17 protein-coding genes are annotated in these 25,812 nt (G+C 67.1%); 6 read left to right on the top strand and 11 right to left on the bottom strand.

Annotated features, from left to right (window positions below; translation table 11 throughout):
* The first annotated feature begins 9 nt into the window (after positions 1 to 9).
* From folC to AC5P88_RS16910, 5 genes are all read left to right on the top strand, one after another.
* Entirely contained in the window at positions 10 to 1,281 is a 1,272-nt protein-coding gene (gene folC, locus AC5P88_RS16930) for a bifunctional tetrahydrofolate synthase/dihydrofolate synthase (protein ID WP_106550075.1), read from the top strand.
* Between the two features lie 81 nt (positions 1,282 to 1,362).
* Positions 1,363 to 2,406 carry an SPOR domain-containing protein gene (locus AC5P88_RS16925; RefSeq protein ID WP_106550076.1) on the top strand — a complete coding sequence of 348 codons (1,044 nt, stop codon included), beginning with the start codon at positions 1,363 to 1,365 and terminating at the stop codon, positions 2,404 to 2,406.
* A gap of 46 nt (positions 2,407 to 2,452) precedes the next feature.
* Complete coding sequence (locus AC5P88_RS16920) at positions 2,453 to 3,232, top strand: CvpA family protein (RefSeq protein WP_106550077.1); 780 nt, start codon at positions 2,453 to 2,455, stop codon at positions 3,230 to 3,232.
* A gap of 30 nt (positions 3,233 to 3,262) precedes the next feature.
* A complete protein-coding gene (gene purF, locus AC5P88_RS16915) occupies positions 3,263 to 4,729 on the top strand; it encodes an amidophosphoribosyltransferase (protein ID WP_049430313.1) in 1,467 nt (488 codons plus the stop codon).
* 9 nt (positions 4,730 to 4,738) lie between these two features.
* Positions 4,739 to 5,563 (top strand): ferritin-like domain-containing protein, encoded by an 825-nt coding sequence (locus AC5P88_RS16910; RefSeq protein WP_106550078.1) that lies wholly within the window; start codon positions 4,739 to 4,741, stop codon positions 5,561 to 5,563.
* Between the two features lie 69 nt (positions 5,564 to 5,632).
* On the opposite strand, the gene AC5P88_RS16905 is transcribed toward AC5P88_RS16910, so the two are convergent.
* Positions 5,633 to 7,090 (bottom strand): T6SS phospholipase effector Tle1-like catalytic domain-containing protein, encoded by a 1,458-nt coding sequence (locus tag AC5P88_RS16905; RefSeq protein WP_106550079.1) that lies wholly within the window; start codon positions 7,088 to 7,090, stop codon positions 5,633 to 5,635.
* A gap of 225 nt (positions 7,091 to 7,315) precedes the next feature.
* On the opposite strand from AC5P88_RS16905, the gene AC5P88_RS16900 reads away from it, so the two are divergent.
* On the top strand, positions 7,316 to 8,569 hold the full coding sequence (locus AC5P88_RS16900; protein ID WP_106550080.1) for a zinc-dependent metalloprotease: 1,254 nt from the start codon (positions 7,316 to 7,318) through the stop codon (positions 8,567 to 8,569).
* Positions 8,570 to 8,623: 54 nt separating this feature from the next.
* On the opposite strand, the gene lpxH is transcribed toward AC5P88_RS16900, so the two are convergent.
* From lpxH to AC5P88_RS16850, 10 genes are all read right to left on the bottom strand, one after another.
* Positions 8,624 to 9,370 (bottom strand): UDP-2,3-diacylglucosamine diphosphatase, encoded by a 747-nt coding sequence (gene lpxH / locus AC5P88_RS16895; RefSeq protein ID WP_495225574.1) that lies wholly within the window; start codon positions 9,368 to 9,370, stop codon positions 8,624 to 8,626.
* A 67-nt stretch (positions 9,371 to 9,437) separates the two neighbouring features.
* Positions 9,438 to 9,977 (bottom strand): phosphatase PAP2 family protein, encoded by a 540-nt coding sequence (locus tag AC5P88_RS16890; RefSeq protein ID WP_099551270.1) that lies wholly within the window; start codon positions 9,975 to 9,977, stop codon positions 9,438 to 9,440.
* Positions 9,958 to 11,103: a glycosyltransferase family 4 protein gene (locus AC5P88_RS16885; RefSeq protein ID WP_106550082.1), complete on the bottom strand. Its 1,146-nt coding sequence runs from the start codon at positions 11,101 to 11,103 to the stop codon at positions 9,958 to 9,960. The genes AC5P88_RS16890 and AC5P88_RS16885 overlap by 20 nt, the downstream gene beginning before the upstream one ends.
* A 142-nt stretch (positions 11,104 to 11,245) precedes the next feature.
* A complete protein-coding gene (locus tag AC5P88_RS16880) occupies positions 11,246 to 14,170 on the bottom strand; it encodes a TonB-dependent receptor domain-containing protein (protein WP_495225573.1) in 2,925 nt (974 codons plus the stop codon).
* Between the two features lie 339 nt (positions 14,171 to 14,509).
* Positions 14,510 to 17,434: a TonB-dependent receptor domain-containing protein gene (locus tag AC5P88_RS16875; RefSeq protein ID WP_495225572.1), complete on the bottom strand. Its 2,925-nt coding sequence runs from the start codon at positions 17,432 to 17,434 to the stop codon at positions 14,510 to 14,512.
* A 300-nt stretch (positions 17,435 to 17,734) separates the two neighbouring features.
* Positions 17,735 to 19,261: an exopolyphosphatase gene (ppx, locus tag AC5P88_RS16870; RefSeq protein WP_106550085.1), complete on the bottom strand. Its 1,527-nt coding sequence runs from the start codon at positions 19,259 to 19,261 to the stop codon at positions 17,735 to 17,737.
* A 446-nt stretch (positions 19,262 to 19,707) separates the two neighbouring features.
* On the bottom strand, positions 19,708 to 21,795 hold the full coding sequence (ppk1, locus tag AC5P88_RS16865) for a polyphosphate kinase 1 (RefSeq protein WP_106550086.1): 2,088 nt from the start codon (positions 21,793 to 21,795) through the stop codon (positions 19,708 to 19,710).
* A 4-nt stretch (positions 21,796 to 21,799) separates the two neighbouring features.
* Complete coding sequence (gene phoR, locus AC5P88_RS16860) at positions 21,800 to 23,131, bottom strand: phosphate regulon sensor histidine kinase PhoR (protein WP_087921666.1); 1,332 nt, start codon at positions 23,129 to 23,131, stop codon at positions 21,800 to 21,802.
* Positions 23,132 to 23,237: 106 nt separating this feature from the next.
* Complete coding sequence (phoB, locus tag AC5P88_RS16855) at positions 23,238 to 23,927, bottom strand: phosphate regulon transcriptional regulator PhoB (RefSeq protein WP_005408258.1); 690 nt, start codon at positions 23,925 to 23,927, stop codon at positions 23,238 to 23,240.
* A gap of 116 nt (positions 23,928 to 24,043) precedes the next feature.
* The gene (locus tag AC5P88_RS16850) at positions 24,044 to 25,690 is read right to left on the bottom strand and encodes a M48 family metalloprotease (protein ID WP_049431132.1); all 1,647 of its coding nucleotides are present in this window, start codon (positions 25,688 to 25,690) and stop codon (positions 24,044 to 24,046) included.
* Positions 25,691 to 25,812 lie beyond the last annotated feature (122 nt).

The following is a 25,812-nucleotide window of genomic DNA, read 5'->3' as shown; positions in this document are numbered from 1 at the left end:
ACCGCTGCCGTGACGAACACCCCGACCACCCTGGCCGACTGGCTGGACTACATTGAACGCCAGCACCCGGCGACCATCGACATGGGCCTGGAGCGCGTGCGCGCCGTGGCCACGGCGATGGGCCTGGGCGCGCCGGCCAAGCGCACCATCGTGGTCGGTGGCACCAACGGCAAGGGCTCCACCGTGGCTTTCATCGAAGCCATCGCGCGTGCCGCCGGCTGGAAGGTCGGCGCGTACACCTCGCCGCACCTGCTGCGCTACAACGAGCGCGTGCGCATCGACGGCCAGGACGTGGACGATGCCGCGCTGGTCGCTGCGTTCAATGCCATCGAGGCCGCGCGTGGCCAGACCACGCTGACCTATTTCGAGTACGGCACGCTGGCTGCGCTGCAGTTGTTCGCCGACGCCGGGCTGGACCTGGCGGTGCTGGAAGTGGGCCTGGGCGGTCGCCTCGATGCGGTCAACATCATCGACGCCGACGTGGCCGTGATCACCACCGTGGACATCGACCACGCCGAATGGCTGGGCGAGGATCGCGAGGCGATCGGGACCGAGAAGGCCGGCATCATCCGTGGCTGGAAGCCGGTGATCCTGGGCGAGACCGATCCGCCGTCGAGCGTGCTGCGCCGTGCCTACCTGGTCGGCGCCAATGCGATCCGTGGCGGCAGCGACTATTTCTACGAGCCGATCGATGCCCAGCGCTGGCGCTGGCGCGATGTTGGCCTGCGCATGGAACTGCCGACCCCGGCGCTGGCCGGCCCGATCCAGCTTGCCAATGCAGGTGCCGCCATCGCCGCGTTGCGCGCGCTGGACAAGCCGGTGCCGCGCGCGGCGTGGGCCGCCGGTGTCGCAGCGGCGCGCATTTCCGGCCGGCTTCAGGCATTCGAGCGCGATGGCGTGCAGATCCGTGTGGACGTGGGCCACAACCCGCAGGCCGCCGGCCAGCTCGCGCGTGCGCTGAAGGCCGAGGTCTCGGCCGGGCGCACCCTGGCGGTGTACGCCGCGCTGCAGGACAAGGACGCAACGGGCGTGGTGCAGGCGCTGGAGGACGTGGTGGGCGAGTGGACCCTGGCCGGGCTGGAAGGCCCGCGTGGGCAGAGCGCCGCCCAGCTGCAGGCACGCCTGGCCGGCACTGCCGCCGCCACTGCGCTGCTGGCTGACAGCGTCGAGCAGGCGCTGGCGCAGGTGCTGGCCCAGGCCGAGCGTGGGGACCGGGTACTGGTGTTCGGCTCCTTCCATACCGCCGCCGCCGCCCTGCAATGGCTGCAGGGCGCCACCTGATACGCGTTCAGCCAACGCCGACGCCGGCCGGTCCGGCACCCGTATAATCGATGGCAATCTCCGGACAGTTGCCTGCCTCACGTGGATACGCCTCTGAAACAGCGTCTGATTGGTGCCATCGTGCTGGTGGCACTGGCCGTGATTTTCCTGCCGATGCTGGTCAAGGGACCCGCACCGGACAGCGGCGTCGCCAATGTGCCGATCGCCGCGCCGGATGCACCGGCCGATGGCCAGTTCGAAACCCGTGAACTGCCGCTGGTGGCCCCTGCGGGCGGCGCCACGGGGCTGCAGACCGGCCAGGCCAAGCCGCTTGCGGATGCTGCGGCACCTGCCACGCCGCCGACTGTCGACACCTCGCCGGCGGTTGCCGCCGGCAACTATGCGGTCACCTTCGGTGCCTACGGCAGCAAGGCCGACGCCGACGCAGTGATCGCCTACCTGAAACGCTCGCAGCTGCCGGGCTTCGCCGAAACGGCGACCATCAACGGGCGCCAGGCATGGCGCGTGCGTGTCGGGCCGTATGCCGATCGCGCACAGGCCGAGGCGGCCCGCCTGCAGGCGGTGAAGATCCGCGCCGATGTGAAGGCCGAAGTGATCACCCTGGATGCCGCAGCGGGCAGCAGCGCCCCGGTGGCAGCCACCCCGGCACCGGCCACGCCAGGCGCCAGCACCCCGTCCGCAGCCACCGCGCCGTCGGCCAGCAGCAACCCGGTGCGCAGCGAAAGCCTGCCGCCGAGTACGCCGACCGCAACGACCACCCCGGCCGCCAAGCCGGAGCCGCCGAAGCCGGCGCCGAAGCCCGAAACCCCGAAGCCGGAGCCGAAGACGGATGCCGCCGCCAGCAAGCCGGCAACGGCCCCGACCACGCCCGCCGCACCGGCGGCCAGCGGCGTCGGCTTTGCCGTGCAGCTGGGCGCGTTCGGCCAGGCCAACGATGCCAACGCCCTGCGCGACAAGGTCCGGGCCGCGGGCTTCAGCGCCTTTGTCGAGCAGGTGCGCACTGAAAAGGGCACCCTGCATCGCGTCCGCGTCGGGCCGGTGGCCAACCGCGCCGATGCCGAGCAGCTGAAGGCGCAGGTCGCCGCCAAGGTCGGCGTGGCCGGCATGGTGCGACCGCACCCATGACCCACGCGCAGCCCCGTTGCCAGCGCCGCCGAAGGAGCGGGGCGCCATGATCGACGTGGTGCTGCTGATCGTGATCGCCGCCTCGGCCCTGCTGGGGATGCTGCGCGGCTTCGTCGGCATCGTCATCGGCACCCTGTCGTGGCTGCTGGCCGCGTGGGCCGCCTTCGCCTTCGGCAATGACGCGGCCCATTGGTGGGCCGCGCCGGCCGCACCAGGCGGCGAACACTTCGTTGGTGGCTACCTGGGCGTGGGCATCGGCGTGATGATCGTGGTCGCCGTGGTCGGTATGGTCATCAAGGCCCTGGTCCACCGCAGCATGCTGACCAGCCTGGATCGCCTGCTGGGTGGCGTGCTGGGCGTGGTCCGTGGCGGCCTGATCGCCGCGATCCTGCTGCTGCTGGGCAGTTTCACCCCGCTGACCGCCGAGCCTTCCTGGCAGCGTTCGGCAGTGCGCCCACTGCTGAACCCCACCGTTGCCTGGATGAACAGCAAGCTGCCGCACTGGGAGGTTCCCGGGGCCGATCTGCTGCCCAAGGCCTTGCCGACCGACGCGCTGTCCCCATCTGCATTGATGGAGTTGGGCAAGAACGCAGGCGCCGGGTTGGGAAAGCCGGGCGCGGCAGGCGATAATGGCATCCTCAACCAGGTAGTGGCAGGCAGCGGATGGCTGCGGCCTGCGAAAGCGGAACAGGGCGATTCCTACGATCCGGCCGAAGTGCGTCCGGACGCCCCAGCACTGCCGGACAGTATCGAGCCGGGCGATCCGGCCAATGTCGACCGCAGGCGCGGCGACCACCGCGGCCAGGTACGGCCACCTTCCTTGTAACTGGGCACAGCCCAGCGGAGACCTCGCACCATGTGTGGCATCGTCGGAATCGTCGGCAACCAGAACGTCGCCGGGCAGTTGTATGACGGCTTGACCGTCCTCCAGCACCGTGGCCAGGACGCGGCGGGCATTGCTACCGCCAATGGCAGCCGCCTGCGCGTGCAGAAGGCCACCGGCCTGGTCCGCGATGTGTTCGATGCCCGCACCATGTCCACCCTGGAAGGCAGCGTCGGCATCGCCCATGTGCGTTACCCGACCGCCGGTTCGGAAGGCATGGACGAGGCGCAGCCGTTCTATGTCAACTCGCCCTACGGCATCGCGCTCGCCCACAACGGCAACCTGATCAATACCGAGGCGCTGCGCCAGCAGGTGTTCGAGCAGGACCGCCGCAATGTCAACACCGATTCGGACAGCGAAGTGCTGCTGAACGTGTTCGCCTACGAACTGGAGCAGCAGCGCCAGCTCAGCCCGGAGGCCGCGATCCGCGCGGTGGCGGGCGTGCATCGCCGCTGCAAGGGCGGCTATGCGGTGGTCAGTGTGGTGCTGGGCCTGGGCCTGGTCGCCTTCCGCGACCCGCATGGCATCCGTCCGCTGGTGCTGGGCAAGCGCAGCCACGCTGAAGGTGACGAGTACATCGTGGCTTCCGAATCGGCGGCACTGGACGTGCTGGGCTTCCAGCGCGTGCGCGACGTGCAGCCGGGCGAAGCGCTGGTGATCACCGCGCGCGGCGAACTGTTCTCCGAGATCTGCGCCGAGCCCGCCGAGCACACCCCGTGCATCTTCGAGTACGTGTACTTCGCGCGCCCGGATTCGATGATCGACAACGTGTCGGTGCACAAGGCGCGCATGCGCATGGGCATCAAGCTGGGCGAGAAGATCCTGCGCCTGCGCCCGGACCACGACATCGACACCATCATCCCGATCCCGGACACCTCGCGCGATGCCGCGCTGGAAATCTCCAACGTGCTCGGCGTGAAGTACCGCGAAGGCTTCATCAAGAACCGCTACATCGGCCGCACCTTCATCATGCCGGGGCAGGGCGAACGCGTGAAGTCGGTGCGCCGCAAGCTCAACCCGATCCACCTGGAGTTCCGCAACCGCGTGGTGCTGCTGGTGGACGATTCGATCGTGCGTGGCACCACCAGCCAGCAGATCGTGCAGATGGCCCGTGATGCGGGCGCACGCAAGGTCTACCTGGCCAGCGCCGCGCCGCCGGTGCGCTACCCGAACATCTACGGCATCGACATGCCGGCTGCAGAAGAACTGGTCGCGCACAACCGCAGCGTGGAAGAGATCGAAGCCCACCTGGGCTGCGACTGGCTGATCTACCAGGATCTGGAAGACATGGAAGCGGCAGTGAGCGAGGGCAACCCGGCGCTGCGCAACTTCGACTCGTCCTGCTTCAACGGCCACTATCCGACCGGTATCGAACCGGGCTACTTCGAGCGCATCCAGCAGCTGCGTTCGGACGACGCCAAGCACAAGCGCCGCGCCTGAGGTCCAGGCGTGGTTGACGTGCCCGACGTCGGTGGTGATCTGCTGCGCGCGGCGCAGCAGTGCCTGGCCGAAGCCGATCCGCTGCGCAAGGTTGCGCTGACCCAGGCCTACGCCGCTGCGTTCCGTGCCGGCCGCCTGAAGGTGGCTGCCGACGCGCTACCGCCGGAGCCGATCCGCATGCCGGGCCGGCCGGCGCAGCTGGTGCTGGTGCACCCGCGCGAAGTGCCGCGGCGCGGACTGGGTGGTGTGGAAGGGCGGGCGGCTTTCATCCACGCCATCGCGCATATCGAACTCAACGCGATCGATCTGGCCTGGGATGCGGTGTACCGCTTCCGCGGCCTGCCGCCGGCGTTCCATGCCGACTGGGTCAGCTGTGCCGACGACGAATCGCGGCACTTCATGCTGCTGCGCGAGCGCCTGCAGGTGCATGGCCACGACTATGCCGACTTCCCCGCGCACAACGGCCTGTGGGAAATGTGCGAAAAGACCGCGCACGATGGCCTGGCGCGCATGGCGCTGGTGCCGCGCGTGCTGGAAGCGCGCGGCCTGGACGTGACGCCGGGCATGATCGAGAAGCTGCGCAATGTCGGCGATGGCGAAACCGCCGATGTGCTGGAAGTGATCCTGCGCGAGGAAGTGGCGCATGTCGCTGCCGGTTCGCGCTGGTATCGCTGGTACTGCGATCGCGCCGGTGTCGAACCGCGTGCACGCTTCAAGGAACTGCTGGTGGAGTACGCCGGCGGCTACCTGCACGGGCCGTTCAACATGGAAGCGCGCCTGCTGGCAGGGTTCGATGCGGATGAGCTCGCCAACCTGGTCGAGCAGGCGGGTTGAGAAAAAGGGGACGGAGGGGATTAAGTCGTTAATGCCACAAACGACTTAATCCCCTCCGTCCCCTTTTTCCTATGCATTCGGCAGCACCACGCGCTTGCCGTCCACGGTCGGCCGATTGATGTAGAACAACCCCGGCCCTGGCCGGTACGGCAGTTCGCTGACGCCGGCATCGGCGGCGTAGGTCAGTGCGGTGTCGCCCAGCGCATCGAAATTCCAGTGTGCCGACTGCATCAGGTAGCGTCGGCGCAGCAGCATTTCCTGGGTCTGGGTCAGTGCCTGTCCGTCGACCAGCCGCCGTGCGATCGGCTGCAGGGCCGACGGCAGCTCCCACCCGGGAACTTCGGCGGCATCGGCGGTCCATTGCACGCCGGCATTGATGGCCTGCTGCTGCATCACCTGCAGTGCGATCAGCTGGTAGCGCCAGTCGATCCTCCGGCGCAGCACTACTGCAGCGGTCACATACAGCACCGGTGACAGCAGCACGCTGCGGCTGCCGGCACGGCGCTGCTGCTGCCATTGGTGCCAGACATCCACCCAGATCTCTTTTTCCCCAACGCCCAGTTGTTGCCGCCAGCGCTCGGCATCGGCCTGCGTTTCAGCGTAGGCCGTGGTCGCCTGCAGCAGGGCCAGCGGTGGCGTCTGGTAGTCAGCCACTGCTGGCCGGCGCAGCTGTTGCCGGCGTGGACGACTGAGCAGCTTGGGGCCTTCCTCCAGCTGGTTGTAGCCACCACCGATGTTGGCGTGTACGCCGGGCAGGGCGATTTCGGTGAACGGCGGTGCCACGCTGGTCAGCGGATAGTGCTGCCGATGTTCATCGCGTGCAGTGAGCTGCACGACGCGACCGGCGATGCCGCTGTGCAGGGCCAGCCGCGGCTGCTCATCGGCGCGGCCGCCATTGACTGCGACCACAGTGTCGAACAGTCCGATGAAGCGCAGCACCGGTGTGGCGGGGGCGAAGTTCGCAGTGCAGTACAGGCCTGCGGTCTGCAGCAGCTGGCGCCAGCGCACGCTGTCCCAGCCCTGCAGTTGGTTGGCGATGTCACGTGCGGCAGCAGCACCGCGTGAATAACCGAACAGGTCCAGCTGCACACCCTGCAGCGGTCGCTGCCAGCGTGCGGACAGTTCCGCCAGTGCGGCCGGCAGCAGCACCTGCAGCGCGCGCTGCACTTTCGCTCGCACGCCGCTGGCACCGATTCCGAAGGCCAGCCCGATCAGATCGTCGTCGGCATCATCGCGGGTACCCACGCCTTCCACGTAGATCGACAGCGAGGGGGCGGCCATCGCATCACGGCGGCTGTCGGGATACAGTTGCTGCAGGCGCGCGATGTTGGTCAGGCCGTTGTCGTAGCTGCTGGTCAGCCGGCTCTGGTAGGTCGAATCATCATCGGCCCGCAGCTGCGCCGGCCGCGGTTGCGGCACCTGCGGACGACCGCGTGCCAGGTTGTGTGCGTTGTTGCGGGTGCCGTCGAAGAACAGGCCGATCCGCAGCAAGCCGACATCTTCGTCCGTGTCCTGCGATGGTGCCATGTGCATTCCCCGTCGTGGCTGCGTCACGGTAGCGCGAAAGCTGTGTATTGGCGAAGTGTAGTGACGCTTTTGACCTCACTGAACGCAGATGCGGTCGATCACAGTTCCTGATTTTCATTCCCATCTTCTATTGAATTCACACGACCCGCGCAGGCCATATGGCCAAACCCGGCAAACCCGGGCGTGCTGCATCAACGCTGTTCACATCATTCAAGGAGCGACGCAATGTTGTCCAGATCGATTGGCAAAGCGGCAGGTGGCCTCGTGTTGGGTTTGTCGGTGGCGGCAGCCGCGCATGCGGCACCGTTGTTCGAACCGGTAACGGTCATCAGCCGGGCATCGGCCAACAGTGAGCCTGCACTCGGCAAGCTGCTGGCCACCCCGTCCACGGCGACGGTGCAGGAAGTACGTGTCGACGCGGCGGCTACGGCACAGCCGCAGCTGGAATTCGAGCTGCTCGGCAAGCGGGTGCAGGCGGTGCGCAGCAAGGTCGAGGCGCTGCCCGATGGTGGCAGCATCTGGTACGGCCAGTTCCGCTCGCCGTCCGACCGGTTGACCGCCGCCGCCTCCAATGGCCAGGACGATCCGGGCAATTCGTTGATCCTGGTGCGTTCGGGCGACACCATCACCGGTTCGATCCGCAAGGACGGCAAGCTCTATCGCCTGCGTCCGCTGGGCAACCGCCACGTGCTGGTGGAAGTGGACGAATCGCGGATGCCGGCCGATCACCCGGCCGATTACAACCAGCTGCCGAAGATCCCGATGGCCGACAACGACCACATCGGCATCGCGCAGGCTTCGTCGGGAACGCCGGCGACCATCCGCGTGCTGGTGGTGGCGACCAATGCCGCGGTCACTGCCTATGGCGGCAACATGCAGTCGCTGGTGCAGCTGGCGGTGGCCGAGTCCAACCAGGGCTACGTCAACAGCAATGTCGGCATCACCATGCAGCTGGCCGGTTACGAGACCACCAGCTACACCGAGTCCGGCAGCTTCGATACCGACCTGGCGCGCTTCCGGGGCACCAGTGATGGCTACATGGACAGCATCCACACCAGCCGCAACAACACCGCGGCCGACGTGGGCGTACTGCTGATCAACAACACCGCCTACTGCGGCCTGGCCTCGGGCATCGGTTCGACCGCATCGACCGCATTCGCAGCGGTGTACTGGGATTGCGCGACCGGCTACTACTCCTTCGCGCACGAGATCGGCCACCTGCAGAGCGCGCGGCATGACATCGCCACCGACTCGAGCACCTCGCCCTACGCCTATGGCCACGGCTACCGCTATGAACCGGCCACCGGCACCGGCTGGCGCACGATCATGGCCTACAACTGCACCCGCAGCTGCCCGCGCCTGAACTACTGGTCCAACCCGAACATCAGCTACAACGGCATCCCGATGGGCAACGCCAGTACCGCCGACAACCAACGCGTACTGGTCAACACCAAGGCCACCATCGCGGCCTTCCGCTGAGTCCGTACGGTCCGCGGCCGCCTTGCGCGGCCGCGGATTTCCTGCCGGCGGGAATTACCCGCGGGCGAGGGTATCCAGCGACCAGCCGCTGGCGTCCACGCGCAGCACCGAACCCTGCTCGTACCAGTCGCCCAGCACGATGCGGGTGCAGGCGCGACCACCCGCCTGCAGCGAGTGGATCGCCGGACGATGGGTGTGGCCATGGATCATGGTGTCCACGCCATGGCGCACGAAGGTGGCATCGACTTCGGCCGGAGCCACGTCGGTGACGGTCTCGAACTGCGCGCGATCACCCTGCTTCATTTCCGACTGGCGGGCCTGGCTGGCTTCACGCGCCTTCTGCGCGAACGCGATGCGCGCGGCCAGCGGCTGCGACAGGAACTGCGCCTGGAACACCGGGTCACGGGTCTGTGCACGGAACTGCTGGTAGGGAATGTCATCGGTGCACAGCAGGTCACCGTGCTGCAGCAGCACCGGACGGCCGTAGAGGTCGATCATGCACGGGTCGGGCAGGATGCGCAGGCCGGCGCGGCGTGCGTAGTCCTCGCCAAGCAGGAAGTCACGGTTGCCGCGGATGAAGTACACCGGTACGCCGCTGTCGGACAGCACCTTCAGTGCATCGGCCACCGCGTCGGCGGCGGGCGAGGGAGTGTCGTCGCCGATCCAGGCTTCGAACAGGTCGCCGAGGATGTACAGCGCATCGGCGCCGGGCGCCTGCTCGCGCAGGAAGCGCAGGAACAGGTCGGTGATCTCCGGACGGCTGGGGTCCAGGTGCAGGTCGGAAATGAACAACGTGGTCATGCGGGCATTCTAGGGCATCCATCGCCGGGCATGGCCCGGCGCTACCGAACGGATCTGACCCCGGGGGCTACACCGGCAACGGCAACCAGGCCAGGCTGGCCGACGCCAGCCCGATGGCGATGCCGGTGGCGGCAAGCACGTCGGACGGGTAGTGCAGGCCGAGTACCACCCGCGACAGCGCCACGCCGACGGTGAACGGCACCAGCAGTGGTGCCAGCCACGGGTAGTAGGCCAGCGCCACGATGGTGAACGACACCGCGTGCAGGGTATGCCCGGAGGGGAAGCTGAACTCGTCCAGCGGTGCCACCCAGGCGCGGATGCGCAGGTCGGCGGCATACGGGCGCGGGCGCCGGGTCCAACGCTTGAGGCCCTTGTACAGCAGCAGCGCGGCCAGGCCGGTGGCGGCCATGTGCACGGACGCGCGCAGGCCGTCGAAGCCATCAAGCAGCACCAGGGCACCCATCAGCACATACCAGAACACGCCATCGCCGAGCCGGCTGATGACCGCGAACAGGCGGCGCACGCGGCGGCGGCGGCAGTAGTGGTTGGCCCGCCGGCACAGGCGTGCTTCGCGGTCGGCCAGCAGTTCAAGCCGCGTTGTGCGCATGGCCGGTCCTCCGCGACTGGGCCAGTTCGGCCAGCAGGGCGTCGAATTCCGCCACCACCTGCTGCGGATGCAGGCGCTTCATGGCGCGTGCGGCGTTGCTGCCCAGCACGTGGCGCTGCGCGTCATCCGCGGCCAGTTGCACGGCCGCTTCGATGAACTGCTCATCGTTGTCCACTGCGGCGCCATTCTCGCCATTGCGCAGGTACTCGCGCGCAGCGCCGTAATCGAAGGCCACCGTTGCTACGCCGCTGGCCATGCTTTCAAGGGTCACGTTGCCGAAGGTCTCGCTGCGGCTGGGGAACAGGAACAGATCGCCGCTGGCGAAATGACGTGCAAGGGCTTCGCCGCGCTGGATGCCGCAGAAGATGAAGTCGGGATTTTCATGCGCCAGCTTTTCGCGGGCCGGGCCATCGCCCACCCACACAAAGCGCGCCTTGGGACGGATCTGCTGCAGCCGGCGGAAGGCCTTCACCGCCAGCCCGAGGTTTTTCTCCGCGGCGATGCGGCCGACGTAGATCGCCACCAGGCCGTTGCCGTCCACACCCCACTCTTCGCGCAGGGCAGGGTCACGACGGTTCGGATCGAACTGCTGGCTGTCGACCGCGCGCGCCAGCAGGCGCACGCGCTCGAAGCCCTGTTCGCCGAGGAACTGCTGCAGTTCGCGGGTGGGTACCAGGGTTGCATCGGCCTGGTTGTGGAAGCGGCGCATCCAGCGCATCGCGGCGGCCTGCAGCCAGGCCACGCCGTAGTCGGGCAGGTACTCGTCGAAGCGGGTGTGGAAGCCACTGGCCACCGGGATGCCGAGGCGCCGTGCGGTGCGCACCGCCGACCAGCCCAGCGGGCCTTCGGTGGCGACATAGACGGCATCCGGGCGTTGCTGCTGCCAATGACGGCCGAGCCGGATCGGTGCCGGCATGCCGAAGCGCAGGCCGGGGTAACGCGGCAGGGCGGCGCCGGGAACCAGCAGGGTGCCCGGGGCGGAGTCCAACGCTTCGTTGGCCTGGCGGGGCCGGATCAGGTCGATCTCATGGCCGGCGTTGCGCAGTCCCTGCTCCAGCCCCTGTACGGTGAGGGCAACGCCGTTCACTTCCGGCGGATAGGTCTCGGTGACGATGGCATAGCGCATGGCGGGCCTCCGGGTTTCCGGCATGCTCGGGCCTGGCGATGTAGCCGATGTGACCGCTTTGCGACCGGCAGATGACGCGGCCGGGAGCCCACGCCACCACGGCCCCGAAGGGCCGTGGTGGGCACCGCGCATGGTGCTTGGATCAGAAGCGCTGCTGGTATTTCATGTAGATGAAACGGCCGATGTCGAAGCCACCGTAGTAGGAGAAGTTGGAACTCGGCTGGCTGTACATGGCCGGGCCCTGGCGGCCGAACACGTTGTTGGCGCCGATCGAAACGGTGGCGTCCCACGGCAGGCTGTAGCGTGCCTGCACGTCATGGAAGGTGACCGATCCACGACGGTTGTAGTCGCGCGTACCGCTGAACCACGGCGCACGTTGGTCGGGGTGGGAACACTCGTTCGGATAGTCCTCCGCACCCAGGCAGCGTTCCTTGACCGCGGAGAAGTAACGTAGGCCCCAGGTCAGGCCGAGATTGCCATGCTCCCAGCCCAGCGACGCGTTGGAGCGCACGCGGAAGCCGATGCCGCCGTTGGTGGCGATGCCATTGCTGGGGATGGCCGGTACGCCGGCTTCGTTGGTGGTCTTCTCTTCGGCGTTGACCACATAGGTGGTCTTCCAGTCGGCGCTCAACCTGCCCCAGCGGGTTTCGATCTTGTGGCCGATCTCCAGGTCATAGCCTTCTGCCTGGCGGAAGCCGCTGTTGCGGTTGCCGAAGTTGAGCTTGTTGACGATGCCCAGTTCCGGGTCGCGGGTGAAGCTGCTGCAGCGCTCCGCAATGCCCAGCTCGTAGCAGTCGCGGAGGATGTCATTGGGATGGTCGGAAACGATGGTGTTGTCGATGCGGATCTTCCACCAGTCCAGCGCGATGTGAAGTCCTTCGGCGAACGTCGGGCTCCAGACCAGGCCCAGGGTGCGGCTGGTCGAGGTTTCCGGCTGCAGGTCGGGATTGGAGCCGTTGGTGAAGGGCAGGGGCGTCTGCCCACTGCTGCCGGTGATGGGTTCATTGCCCTGGCCGAGCTGGCGGTAGGTGTCGGCATTGGCAATATCGGCGGCGCAGCGTGCGCGGACATCGGCACTGCTTGCGGCTGCGCCATGGACCGTATCGCAGGGATCGCGGAAACCGGTGGTGAACGTCTCGGAGCCGCCGCCGTACAGGTTGGCGATGGTCGGCGCACGGAAGCCCTGTGCCCAGGTGCCGCGGACCAGCAGCTGATCGATCGGCTTCCAGGTGAAGCCGAACTTGCTGTTGAGGGTTCCGCCGAAGGTGGAGTAGTCCGAGTACCGCGTCGCCGCGCTGAGGGTGAGTTCGCGGGCGCCGGCGAGGTCGCGCAGCACCGGCACGCTCAGTTCCAGGTAGGCCTCGTCGACGCGGTAGCCGCCACCGGTGGGGCCGGCAGCCAGGTTGGTGGTGGCACCGGTCTGCGCCAGCGCATCAGGGATGAAGCGGCCGTCCTCGCGGCGGCTCTCGGCACCCACGGCGAAGCCCAGTTCACCGGCGGGCAGGCTGGCAAGGCTGCCGCTGAGGTTGGCGAAAAGGTTGCGTGTGGTGGTGCGGCCGCGGGTGAGTTCTTCCGGGAACAGCCAGTCCTGAAGCTCCGTGTTGCCGGTCAGGCCATAGGGATCATCCTGGCCATACGGAACCAGCGGGTTCCAGGGTTTGCAGCCTGCGATCGGCGCATCCGGCGTTCCGCACTCGACCTTGCCGGTTGCCGGGTTGTAGAACGAAGGACCGGTGGCATCGGCCACGCGCTGCTTGTGCAGGTTGCCGGTGGCACGCTGGGTCAGCTCACTGCGGTTGTACTGGTAGCCCGCTTCCCAGTCGAAGTCGCGACCGCCGAATTCGAAGTTGCCCTCGAATGCCGCGACGGCCTGCCAGGTGGTCAGATCGCTGGTGCTGACGCGAGGAATCTCCCAGGTACGACGGTTCCAGTGCACATCGCTGGGCGTGTCGTAGCCGTGATGGCTGCCGAACGGATTGAACCAGCTGTCGGCCGACATCGGGGTGATGCCGGCTGCGCCGGACTGGAAGGGATAGCCGGCAATCTGGCGCGTGGTGGTGCGCCGGTTGTAGGCCAGCTGGGTGTTGAAACGGACCTGGTCGTTCAGATCCACGCGCGCATCGACGAAGATCGAATCGCGCTTGATCGGAGTCTGCAGATGCATCTGCTCGTTGCTGTTGCTGACATCACCGGTGAACGGTGTGTTGTCACTGAGGTGGAAGCTGTCCGGTCCACCCGGCTGGCTGCCACGGTCGAGCGAATAGCTGCAGCCCCGGGTGTTGCTGCAGCCGGGGCCCTTGAAGCCGGTGATGCGGCCCCACTGGCCGACGGTGGTCCAGCCGTCATCCGCGTGGCCGTCGGTATAGGTATAGGCGCTGAAGCCGCGGTCCTTGGCCCAGACGCCCTTTTCTTCGACATGCTCGGCAGCAATGCTGATGGAAGCACGGTCATTGGACCAGCCGGCAACCACGTCGTACTGGGTACGGGCACCGTCGCCTTCACTGTACTGGCCGTGATAGACGTTGGCGGTTACACCCTGAACGTTGCGCCGGGTGATGATGTTCACCACGCCGGCCATCGCGTCGGACCCGTAGATGGCCGAGGCACCGTCCTTGAGCACTTCCATTCGTTCCACCGCAGCGGCGGGAATGCTGGAGATGTCCTGGTACCCGGAAGTGGTCATGCCCAGACGCTTGCCGTTGACCAGCACCAGGGTGCGCTGCGCACCGAGGCCACGCATGTTCACGTAGCTGCCACCGGCGGTCTCGCCAGCGCTGAGCGGGCTGGCGCGGCTCAACGCGGGGCTGCCGGTGGCAGTCAGGTTCTGCAGGATGTCGGCAACGGAGTTGAAGCCCTGTCGCTCGATGTCGGCGCGGCTGACGGTCAGCACCGGCTGTGCGGTTTCCAGGTCGACCTGGCGGATGCGTGAGCCGGTGATTTCGATGCGGTCCAGCGTGGTGGCTTCCGGTGCCTGCTGCGCGAGTGCTGGAACGGCCAGGGTTGTGGTCGCCGTGATTGCAAGCGCACGACGGATCGCCAGCCCCAGTGCGGGAATACGGATGGTCATGGGTCTCTCTCTCTCAGTCTTCGAAGTCTTCGGTGCGCGGCCAAGCGGGCTGCGCCAACGCCACCGCAGGCGGTGGTTGTTCGAACCTAGTGAAGGAGGAGAGGGAGAGGTATGGGGAAAGGACGAAATCGCCATGGCACGGCATGACGCTTCCGCACAAACCGGAAGTGAATCAATCGATTGATCTGATCGACGTGGGAGCGATGGACGAAACACCCTCGCCTCGACTCTGGACCGAAAGCGTCATGGCAATTGCAGGCAGCGACAACCTGCGCGGAAACAGAAAAAAACCACGGCCCCGAAGGGCCGTGGTCGTGGTGCTTCAACAGCGCGGATGGATCAGAAGCGCTGGGTGTACTTCATGTAGATGAAACGACCGATGTCGTAACCGCCGTAGTACGAGAAGACCGAGCGCGGCTTGGTGTACATGACCGGGCCCTGCTTGTCGAACACGTTGTTGGCACCGACCGAAACGGTGGCATCCCACGGCAGGTTGTAGCGGAACTGCACGTCGTGGAAGGTCACTGCGCCACGCTCGTTGTAGTTGCGCGCACCCTTGTACCACGGCGCGATCACGCCCGGATCGGAGCACTCGTCGGCGTACTTGGTCGGGTTGACGCACTGTTCCTTGACGCTGGAGTAGTAGCGCGCGGTCCAGCTCACGCCGAAGTTCTCCAGGTCCCAACCGACGGTCAGGTTCGAACGCACGCGGAAGCCGATGCCCGAGTTGGTGACGATGCCGTTGCTGACGGTCGGCACGATCGAGCTGTCGTTGGACGAGCGGGAGATGTCCTTGGCCACGTAGGTGGTCGACCAGGAGGTGCTCAGCTTGCCGTAGTCGGTTTCCAGGCGGTACGACAGGTCCATGTCGTAGCCTTCGACTTCGGCGAAGCCGGCGTTGCGGCCGCCGAACCTCAGGCCGGTGACGATGCCGTTGGACGGATTGCGGGTGAAGCGCGCGCAACGATCGGCCAGGCCCTGCTCGTAGCAGTCGATCAGGATCTGGTTCGGGCTGTCATCGACGATGGTGTCGTCGATGCGGATCTTCCACCAGTCCAGCGAGACGTTGAGGTTGCTGACGAAGGTCGGGCTCCAGACCACGCCCAGGGTGCGGCTGGTCGAGGTTTCCGGCTTCAGGTTTGGGTTCGAACCACCGATGAACGGGGTCGGCGTAGCGGCAACCGAGCCTTCGGTCGGCTTGTTGCTGCTGTCCAGCTGGCGGAAGTTGGCGACATCGGCGATGTCCTTCGCGCAGCGTGCGCGGACTTCGGCGCTGCTCTTGGCCGAACCGTACTTGCTGTCGCACGGGTCAGAGAAGTTGGCGAAGGTTTCCGAACCACCACCGTACAGGTCGGAGATGGTCGGGGCACGGAAGCCCTGCGCCCAGGTACCACGCACCAGCAGCTGGTCGATCGGCTTCCACTTGAAGCCGAACTTGCTGTTGAGGGTGTTGCCGAAGGTGTTGTAGTCCGAGAAGCGGGTCGCGGCGTTGAGGCTCAGCTCACGGGCACCCGGCAGGTCGGCCAGCACCGGCACGTTCAACTCCAGGTAGGCTTCCTTCACCTTGTACGAGCCACCGGTCGGGCCAGCGGCCAGGTTGGTGGTGGCACCGGTCTGGGCCAGTGCATCCGGCACGAACTTGCCGGTTTCCTCGCGGTTTTCCACGCCGAAGGCAAAGCCCAGGTCACCGGCAGGCAGGGTGAACAGGCTGCCGCTGATGGTGGCGAAGGCGTTCTTGGAGGTGGTGCGGCCGGTGGCGTTCTCGGCCGGGAACAGCCAGTCCTGCAGGGCCTGGTTGTTGGTCATGCCATACGGGCTTTCCACGCCGTAGGGAACCAGCGGGTTCCACGGCAGGCAGCCGGCGATCGGCGCGCCCGGGGTGCCGCACTCCACCTTGCCGGTGGTGGCGTTGTAGTACGACGGACCGGTGGCGGCCTGTACGCGGCCCTTGTGCAGGTTGCCGGTGGTGTGCTGGCGCAGCTCGTTCTTGTTGTACTGGTAGCCCACTTCCCAGTCGAAGTAGCGCTCGCCAATCTCGAACGAGCCGTCGAACGCTGCCACGGCGCGGTAGGTCTTCAGTTCGCTGGTGCTGGTGCGCGGCAGTTCCCACAGGCGACGGTTCCACTTCACTGCCGTCGGCGTGGCGTAGCCATGCTGGTTGCCGAACGGATTGAAGTAGCTGTCGATCGACATCGGGTTGATCTTGGCGACGTCGACATCGAACGGATAGCCGGCGGTGACGCGGGTCGAGCTGCGCTTGTTGTAGCCCAGCTCGGCCTTGAAGCGCACGGTGTCGGTGATGTTGGCCTGGCCCGAGAAGTACAGCGAATCACGCTTGATCGGATAGCTCAGGTGCATCTGATCGTTGGTGTTGCTGACGTCGCCGGTGAACGCGGTCGGGTCGGTGAAGTGGTAGTTGGCCGGGTTGGTCGGGTCGCTGCCGCGGTTGAGCGCGTAGTCGCAACCGGCGGCCTTGGTGCAGCCCGGGCCGCCCTTCACGCCATAGAACTGGCCCCACTGGCTGTTGGTGGTCCAGCCATCGGTCGGGTGGCGGTCGGTGTTGCTGTAGCGGCTGAAGCCGCGGTCGCGCGCCCACACGGCCTTTTCTTCGGAGTGCTCGGCAGCGAACGTGGCCGAGAAGCGGTCGTTGGACCAGCCGGCAACCACGTCGAAGCGGTCACGCGCGCCGTCGCCTTCGCTGTACTGGCCGTGGTAGACGTTGGCGGTGATGCCGCTGACGTTGGTGCGGGTGATGATGTTGATCACGCCGGCCATCGCGTCGGAGCCGTAAATGGCCGAGGCGCCGTCCTTCAGCACTTCGATGCGTTCCACCGCCGACACCGGCAGGGTCGACACGTCCTGGTAGCCGCTGGTGCTGATGCCCAGGCGCTTGCCGTTGACCAGCACCAGCGTGCGCTGGGTGCCGAGGTTGCGCATGTTGACGTAGGTACCACCGGCATCTTCACCGGCCGACAGCACGTTGGCACGGCTGATGGTCGGGCTGCCCATCGCGGTGACGTTCTGCAGGATGTCCGACACCGAGCTGAAACCTTGGCGTTCGATGTCCAGGCGGGACAGGGCCAGCACCGGCTGGGCGGTTTCAACGTCAACCTGGCGGATGCGCGAACCGGTGATCTCGATGCGGTCCAGGGTGGTCGGTGCAGTGCTGCTGCTCTGGGCGAAGGCCGGCAGGGCAGCCAGCGTAGCGGTGGTCGCCAGGGCGTAACGGATGGCCTGGCCCAGCGCGGTGGTACGTGAAGTCATTAACGATCTCTCTCTCAGGTCGTGCGCGAGACGTCACTCCGGACGTCGATGAAGCCGGTCGTTAATCAGACCGACGACCGATAGTAGTCTCGTTGGTTAACGTCCTGTAAAGAGAGCGTGTCGAAAGTTGTCACTGCGCTTCACGTCATTTCACGAAAAATGAACAAAAGCAGATGCTTATGCCATTTCGGCATAGGCAGCGTCCGGCTTCAACTGCTGCGATGCAGCAGGAATTGCGCGAAAAACGCGCAGAGGAGGCCTAAGGCGACGCGTTGTGACGCGCCGCCCTGGCAGTAGCGATCAGGCCACGAACGGCCGGAACTGGATGCCCAGGCCAGCGAGGCCGTCGGTCTCGCCGATCAGGTCGGCGCGGAGCAGCGGGCGGGCATCGATGAAGGCCTGCGGCACGATCAGCGACAGGCGGTTGTCGTCGGCGGTCAGCTCCAATGCCGGCAGCGGATCATCCTCGTGGGCACGGTTGAGCAGTACCGCCAGGCGCAGCAGGGCGGCCAACCGGCGTGCAGTCAGCAGCAGGCGCTCGGGCAGGGCGTCGAAGGCGGTCTTGGTCACGCTGCGGCGATGGCTGCGTACCAGTGCGGCCAGCATCTGCTGCTCCTGCCGCGAGAAGCCGGCGATGTCCGAGTGCTCCAGCACGTAGCTGCCATGCACGTGGTAGCCGCTGTGGGCAATCATCAAGCCCAGTTCGTGCAGGCGCGCGGCCCAGCCGAGCATGCGTGCGTCGTCGGCATCGAGCTTCCAGCGCTCCTGCACCTGCTCCAGCAGCGACAGTGCGGTGTCCTGCACGCGGTCGGCCTGTACCGTGTCGATGCCGTAGCGCTGGCTGAGCGCGGCCACCGATTCGTCACGCAGGTCGTTCTCACCGGCGCGGCCGACGATGTCATACAGGATGCCTTCGCGCATCGCCGCCTTGCTGACCAGCAGTTTCTGCAGGCCCAGCGCCTGGAAGGCCGCTTCCAGCACCAGGATGCCGCCGGCGATGATCGGGCGGCGGTCACTGGACAGGCCCGGCAACTGGATGTCGTCGATCTTCTTGGCCTTCAGCAGTTCGTCGCGCAGCTGGGGCAGGGCCTCGGCGGTGATCGCGCCCTTGCTCAGCTTCATCGTCGCGCAGATCTCGCTGATCGCCTTGTGCGTACCCGAGGAGCCGAGCGCTTCCTGCCAGCCCAGTGCGCGGTACTTGCTGGCAAAGGGCTGGAACTCGCGGCCGATCTCGGCCAGCGCATCCTTCCAGCGCTTCTTGCTCAGCTTGCCACCCGGGAAGAAGCGGCGGGTGCTGGCGATGCAGCCGGCCTGCAGGCTCTCGCGCTCCAGGGTCTGCATGCCCATGCCGATGATGAATTCGGTGGAGCCACCGCCAATGTCGATGACCAGTCGGCGCTGCCCGGGCTTGGGCGGTTGCGCGTGGGCCACGCCAAGGTAGATCAGGCGCGCTTCTTCGCGGCCGCTGACCACTTCAATGGCATGCCCCAGCGCGGTTTCGGCCGGGACCAGGAACGACTGCGGCGAGCGCAGCTGGCGTACGGTGTTGGTGGCCAATGCGCGTACCCGGTGCGGCGGCACATTGCGGATGCGCTGGCCGAAACGGGCCAGGCATTCCAGCGCGCGCTGCCGTGCAGCGGCAGAGAGGCCACCTTTGCCATCCAGGCCGTCGGCCATGCGCACCGTCTCGCGCAGGCGGTCGATCACCCGCAGCTGGCCGAGCGTGTAGCGCGCGATGACCATGTGGAAACTGTTGGAGCCAAGGTCGATGGCGGCCAGCAGGTCGCCATCCTGCAATGCGGGCGGAGTCGTGGTGGTATGCGGCATGGGCGAATGTTAGCCGAAGGGGCGGTGTGCTCGTCACCGCGTGGCCTTCACATTTTGGAAGAGGGGAGTGCGGCAGGGCTGCGCCCTGCACCTGCCGAATCAACGGCAACAGCAACAGCAGGCTATCCGTGGGATGGCGGGGTGGGTCCGATGGCAGGGGACGCCGTGAACCCGTCCATGGGGGCTTGGTCGCGCTTGCTCGTGTGCGCTGTCCTGCGCACACGGCAAGACCGGGGTTGGGCGTCCTGCCCAACCCGCCCGAGGCATGCCTCGGGCCCATCGCGCTCACACCACTGCCACCGGACCCATCCCGCCTTCGACAGTTCTCTGCGATCTGTCGGGACGGCGTCGCTGCTGTCGGTGGGTGTCGACCTTGGTCGACACGGTAGGTCCACGCCATGCGTGGATGATTCCAGATGTGCCGACCAAGGTCGGCACCCACCGGGTCAGAGTCCCTGCATCAATGCCATCTGCGCAGAATGCGGGGCTTCGTCGTGGGCTGGTGCACGCTTGTGGTAGATGCCGTCGGCATCCAGTTCCCAGGCGTTGAGGTTGTCGTCGAGGTAGTTCTGCAGGACTTCGCGGTAGACCCGCTTGGCCAGCTCCGGGTCCAGGATCGGGAAGCAGGTCTCGACCCGCCGCAGCAGGTTGCGTTCCAGCCAGTCGGCACTGGCGCAGTACATCTCCGGCGCGCCGTCGTTGCCGAACCAGTAGACGCGGCTGTGCTCCAGGAAGCGGCCGACGATCGAGCGCACGCGGATGTTGTCCGACACACCCGGCACGCCCGGGCGCAGGGTGCAGGCGCCGCGGATGATCAGGTCGATCTGCACGCCCGCCTGCGAAGCGGCGTACAGCGCGCGCACCACCTGCGGTTCGTTCAGGGCGTTCATCTTGGCGATGATCCGCGCCGGGCGGCCGGCGGCGGCGATGCGCGTTTCGCGCTCAATGCGGCCGAGGATGCCGGTGTGCAGGGTGAAGGGCGACTGCAGCAGGCGCTTGAGCTTCATCTTCGACGCCAGCCCGGACAGCTGCTGGAACAGCAGGTGCACGTCGTTGCCGATGTCCGCATCGGCGGTGATCAGGCTGATGTCGGTATACGCGCGTGCGGTGCCGCTGTGGTAGTTGCCAGTGCCCAGGTGCACGTAGCGGCGCAGCTTGCGGCCCTCGCGGCGCACGATCAGCAGCATCTTGGCGTGGGTCTTGTAGCCGACCACGCCGTACACCACCTGCACGCCGGCTTCCTGCAGGCGATCGGCCAGGCCCAGGTTGGCCTCTTCGTCGAAGCGCGCGCGCAGCTCGACCACCACGGTCACGTCCTTGCCGTTGCGTGCGGCCTGGATCAGCGCGTCGACGATCAGCGAATCCTTGCCGGTGCGGTACAGGGTCTGCTTGATCGCCAGTACGTTGGGATCGATCGCCGCCTGCCGGATCAGGTCCAGCACCGCGGTGAAGGCATCGAACGGGTGGTGCAGCAGCAGGTCCTGGCGCGAGGCTGTCTCGAAGATGCCGTCGCTGTCGCGCAGTGTGCGCGGGGTCATCGGCGGGTACTTCAGGTCCGGCTGTGCGATCAGGTCGTACAGCTGGATGATGCGGTTGAGGTTGACCGGGCCGTCGATGCGGTACACCGCGTTCTCGGTCAGGCCGAAGTTCTGCAGCAGGGTGCGCACGATCTCGCGCGGCATGTCCTGCGCGATTTCCAGCCGCACCGCCGGCCGGTAGCCGCGATCGACCAGTTCGTCGCGCAGTGCCAGCGCCAGGTTCTCCACTTCCTCCTCGTCCACCACCAGCTCGGAATTGCGGGTAACGCGGAACTGGTAGGCACCCTGGACTTCCATGCCCGGGAACAGCTCATCGACGAAGGTGGACAGCACCGACGACAGGAACACGAAGTTCTGCGATCCGCCGAGCTTCTCCGGCAGCTGGATGATGCGCGGCAGCGAGCGCGGCGCACGCACGATGGCCAGGTGGCCGGCGCGGCCGAACGCGTCGGTGCCCTTCAGCACCACCACGATGTTCAGCGACTTGTTGAGGATCTTCGGGAACGGATGCACCGGGTCCAGGCCCAGCGGCGACAGCACCGGCATGATCTCGTTGCGGAAGTACGCGCGCAGCCAGCGCTTCTGGCGGTGGGTCCACGAATGCCGGCCGAGTACGCCGATTCCGGCCTCCATCAGTGCCGGGCGCAGCGTCTCGTTCCAGCAGCGGTACTGCTGGTCCACCAGTTCGGCGGCACGGTCGTGGATCGCGTTGAGGATGGCCTGCGGGCTCATCCCGTCCGGTGCCGGCGGCAGGCCGAACTCCTGCGCGTGGCGGACGGCGGCGGCGCGGATCTCGAAGAACTCGTCCAGGTTGGTGCAGGAGATGCACATGAAGCGCAGGCGCTCCAGCAGCGGTACCTGCGGATCCATCGCCTGGGCCAGCACGCGGAAGTTGAAATCCAGCTGCGACAGTTCGCGGTTGATGTAGAGCGCCGGGTCGCGCAACGGATCGTTGTCCGGGCTCACGGGGAGGGGGAGGGATCCGAGGCTGCTCATGGCGTCATTCTTCGATGGAAGTCAGGGGGGCGGACTCGCGCGGGCGCACGTGGTCGGCATCGAAATGGCAGGAGAACACCGAGCCCTTGCCGACCTCGCTTTCAATCTCCAGCCGCGCGTGGTGCAGGCCGAGGATGTGCTTGACGATGGACAGGCCCAGGCCGGTGCCGCCGCTTTCGCGGGAACGGCTGCTGGAGACACGGTAGAAACGTTCGGTCAGGCGCGGCAGGTGGGTGGCCGGGATGCCGTAACCGGAATCGCGCACCGCCAGCACCGCGCCGTCGCCTTCGCGGCGGAATTCCACCGCGATGCGGCCACCGGCCGGGGTATAGCGCACCGCGTTGGTCACCAGGTTGGAGAAGGCGCTGTGCAGTTCCTTGGTGGAGCCCTGCAGGTCGACGCCGGCCAGATCATCGATGCTGATCTGGTGGCGGCCCTGGCTGTGCGCCTCGGCCTCGCGGCGCAGCGTGGCCAGCATCGGCTGCATCGCCACCGTCTCTTCCTCGCTGTGTTCCTGCGATTCCAGGCGCGACAGGGTCAGCAGGTCTTCCACCAGCTGGGCCATGCGCTGGCTCTGCTTGCGCATTTCTTCCAGCATCGGTCCGGTTCCCGGGAAATCCTCCGGGTCCATCATGTCCAGGTAGCCGTGGACCACGGTGAGGGGCGTGCGCAGTTCGTGTGAAACGTTGGCGACGAAGTCGCGGCGTACCTGTTCCAGGCGCAGCAGCTTGCTGACGTCGCGGGCGATCAGCAGCCAGTAGTCCGACGAATAGGGAATCAGGCGCAGGTTCAGGCGGATCGCAGGATCGACCGGCGAGGGCACGTCCAGGATCGGCTCGGCATTGCGGCCGCCGGCCAGCCAGTGGGCAAGCGGCATCGGCTGCAGGCGCTCGACCAGCGCCTCGCCGAGGTCGCCCGGATGATGCAGGCCGAGCAGGGCGGTGGCGGCTTCGTTGAACCACTGCACGCGCTGGCTGTTGCGGTCCAGCACCACCACGGCGTCGGGCAGCGCGGCGGCGGCGGCGCGGTAGCTGCGCAGCATGTCGAGCAGGCGGCGCTTGCGAACGCGCATTTCCACCTGGTTGCGGTACAGCAGGCGGTCCAGCTCGTTCCAGACGCCGGTGCCTTCCTCGGCGGTGTCCCAGCGCTGGCGCGCGGTCAGCCGGCGCAGCACGCTGCGCAGCCGCCAGTAATGCCAGGCCAGGGTGGCCAGCGCGCCCAGTGCGATGCACAACCACAGGTGACCCGTGAACCACCCCACCAGTCCGGAGAACAGCAGTACCGCGGCAACGGTGGCCAGGGTCTTCAACCAGGCAGAGCGGATGTGGCGGGGCATTGCGATCTCGTCGTTGAGGTGCGGCGGTTCACTGGGGTGAACCGAGGGTTATAGCAGAGTTGCCGGTGCCGGCACCCGCGGGTGCGCGGCGCCGGCACGACGAGACTCAGGTGGCGGTGGAGAAGCGGTAGCCGGCGCCGCGCACGGTCTGCACCATGTTCTCGGCGTTGAACGGTTCCAGCGTCTTGCGCAGGCGGCGGATGTGCACGTCGATGGTGCGCTCCTCCACGTACACGCTGCCGCCCCACACATGGTCCAGCAGCTGGGCGCGGGTGTAGACGCGCTCGGGGTGGGTCATGAAGAAGTGCAGCAGGCGGTATTCGGTCGGGCCGATCGGCACCGGCTGGTCGTTGGCGAACACGCGATGGGCGGCACCGTCGATGCGGATCGGTCCGACCGCCACGCTGCCGTCTTCGTCGTCCTCGCGGGCGCGGCGCATGACCGCACGGATGCGGGCCAGCAGTTCGCGCGCCGAGAACGGCTTGACCACGTAGTCGTCGACACCGGCTTCCAGGCCACCGACGCGGTCGTTCTCTTCACCGCGGGCGGTCAGCATGATGATCGGCACTTCGCGGGTCAGCGTCTCCTTGCGCCAGCGGCGGGCCAGATCCAGGCCGCTGGTGCCGGGCAGCATCCAGTCCAGCAGGATCAGGTCGGGAACGCGGTCGGCGATCGCGGTCTGGGCCTCACGGGCATCGCCGGCGTGGACCGGTTCGTAATCGCCCTTGCGGAGGGCGAAGGCGACCATTTCACGGATCGCGGGCTCGTCGTCGACGATCAGGATGCGTTTCTGCACGAGGACACCGTAGGGCTCGGTTACTGGAGTGGTGCCAGTAGACTACGGTTTGATGACATGTTTGTGACTACCTGGCCGGAACCGGTCGGGATTGCCATCGACCGGTCATGCAGCACTCAGCGGCGGTCAAGGTCCGGGTCCTGCACGCCCTGGCGGCGCAGCTCCAGCACGGTGGGGGTGATCGCCTCGATGCGCGCATCCACCCGTGCCCGGCCCACGTAGTCCAGCGCCGGGTTGCGCTTGAGCGCCTGCAGCTGCATCAGCGACTGCTCCGGGCGGCCGCTGAGGAAGGCGGCCTCGGCATAGGCCTCGCTGGCGCGCACGCTGTCACCGGCCAGCTCGCTGGCACGGGCGTATCGCTGCTGGAAGACCGGATCGTTACCACTTTGCGACAGCAGGGGCCGCAGCATGGCCTGTGCACGCTGGCCGGCCTCGCGGGTGCCCTGTTCGTTCAGGATCTCGGCGTAGGTCAGGGCCACGGGCCGGCTGTTGGGGTGCTCGCGCAGCAGCTGCTCGAAACGGGTGTTGGCCTGCGCGCCCAGCCCGGCACGCGATTCGGCCTCGCCCAGGCCCAGTGCCAGCCACAGGTTGTCCGGGCGGGTCTGCAGCAGGCTGGCCAGGGTCTGCCGGGCCTGCGTGGCACCGCTGCGGCCGCCGCGCATGACCGCCAGCGCCTGGCCATAGCGCTGGGCGTCGTTGAGGCCGTCCTTCTGCCGCTTGGCCATGTCCGCGTATTCGCGCTCCAGCTCGGCGGTGGAATCGGCGCTGAGCACCCGCAGGCGCTCGCGTGCCCACTCGAAGTCGCCGCTGGCGCCACGGGCCAGCTGGCCGACCGGAATGCGCAGCACGCTGCTGGGCAGCAAGGGGTTGTTTCCCCGCAGCAGCGGCTCGGCCAAGCCCGGGTCGGCCGGATTCACCCGTTCCTTGCGCTCGCCGCTGGGGGTGCTGGTGGTCAGCAGCACCGTGTCCTTCTTCATCTGCTCGGCGCGGGCCTTGGCCTCGCTGATGCGGGTGATGTTGACCGGGTGGGTGCGCAGGAACTCGGGCACGCTGTAGCCGCCCTCGTTGCCACGCATCGCCGCCGACATGCGCTCGAAGAAGCCGGCCATCGCGTCCACGTCATAGCCGCTGCGCGACAGGGTGCGGATGCCGAGGCGGTCGGCCTCCGATTCGTTGGAGCGGGTGTAGTTGATCTGCCGCTGCTGCATCAGGCCCATGCCCGAGCTGATCGCGGCCATGGTCGCGTTGCCCGAGGAGGTGCTGTTGCTGGCCTGGGCAGCCACCACCGCAGCCAGCATGCCGAGCAGGATCGGAATCTGGTCGCGCTGGGCGCGCTCGACCCCGCGCAGCACGTGCTGCTGGGTGACGTGGGCGATTTCGTGGGACAGCACCGCAGCCACCTCATCCTCGCGTTCGGCGGTCAGCACCAGGCCGGCATTGACCCCGATGTAGCCGCCCAGCGTGGCGAAGGCGTTGATCTGGCGGTCCTTCATCACGAAGAAGGTGTAGGGCTGGCGCGGCTGGTCGCTGTTGGAGCCAAGCCGGGTGCCCATGGTCTGCAGCCAGTCGTTCACCAGCGGGTCGTCCAGCAGGTAGCCGTAGTTGCGCAGCTCGCGCAGCATCATCGCGCCGTACTCGGCCTGGCGCGCCGGGGTCAGCAGCTCGCCGGCCGAGGAGCCGATGTCGGGCAGCTTCTCCTGGGCCTGGGCCAGCGGCATGGCCAGGGCCAGGGTGACGGCGGTAGTCAGCAGCAGGGCTCGCAAGCAGAAGGTCCTCGGGCAGGGCGCGCCAAGCGTGGCAGGGCAGGGGGCAACCATTCGTTAATCCACAGTGTTGCGGCGGTGGCGTGGAAATTCCAGCGCACCGGTACCATATGTAGACCGTC

The organism is Stenotrophomonas sp. YJH_SMC_8 (genome assembly GCF_059371315.1).
Note: the sequence above shows the minus strand (reverse complement) of the source record. Positions and strands in the feature narration are given on the sequence as shown.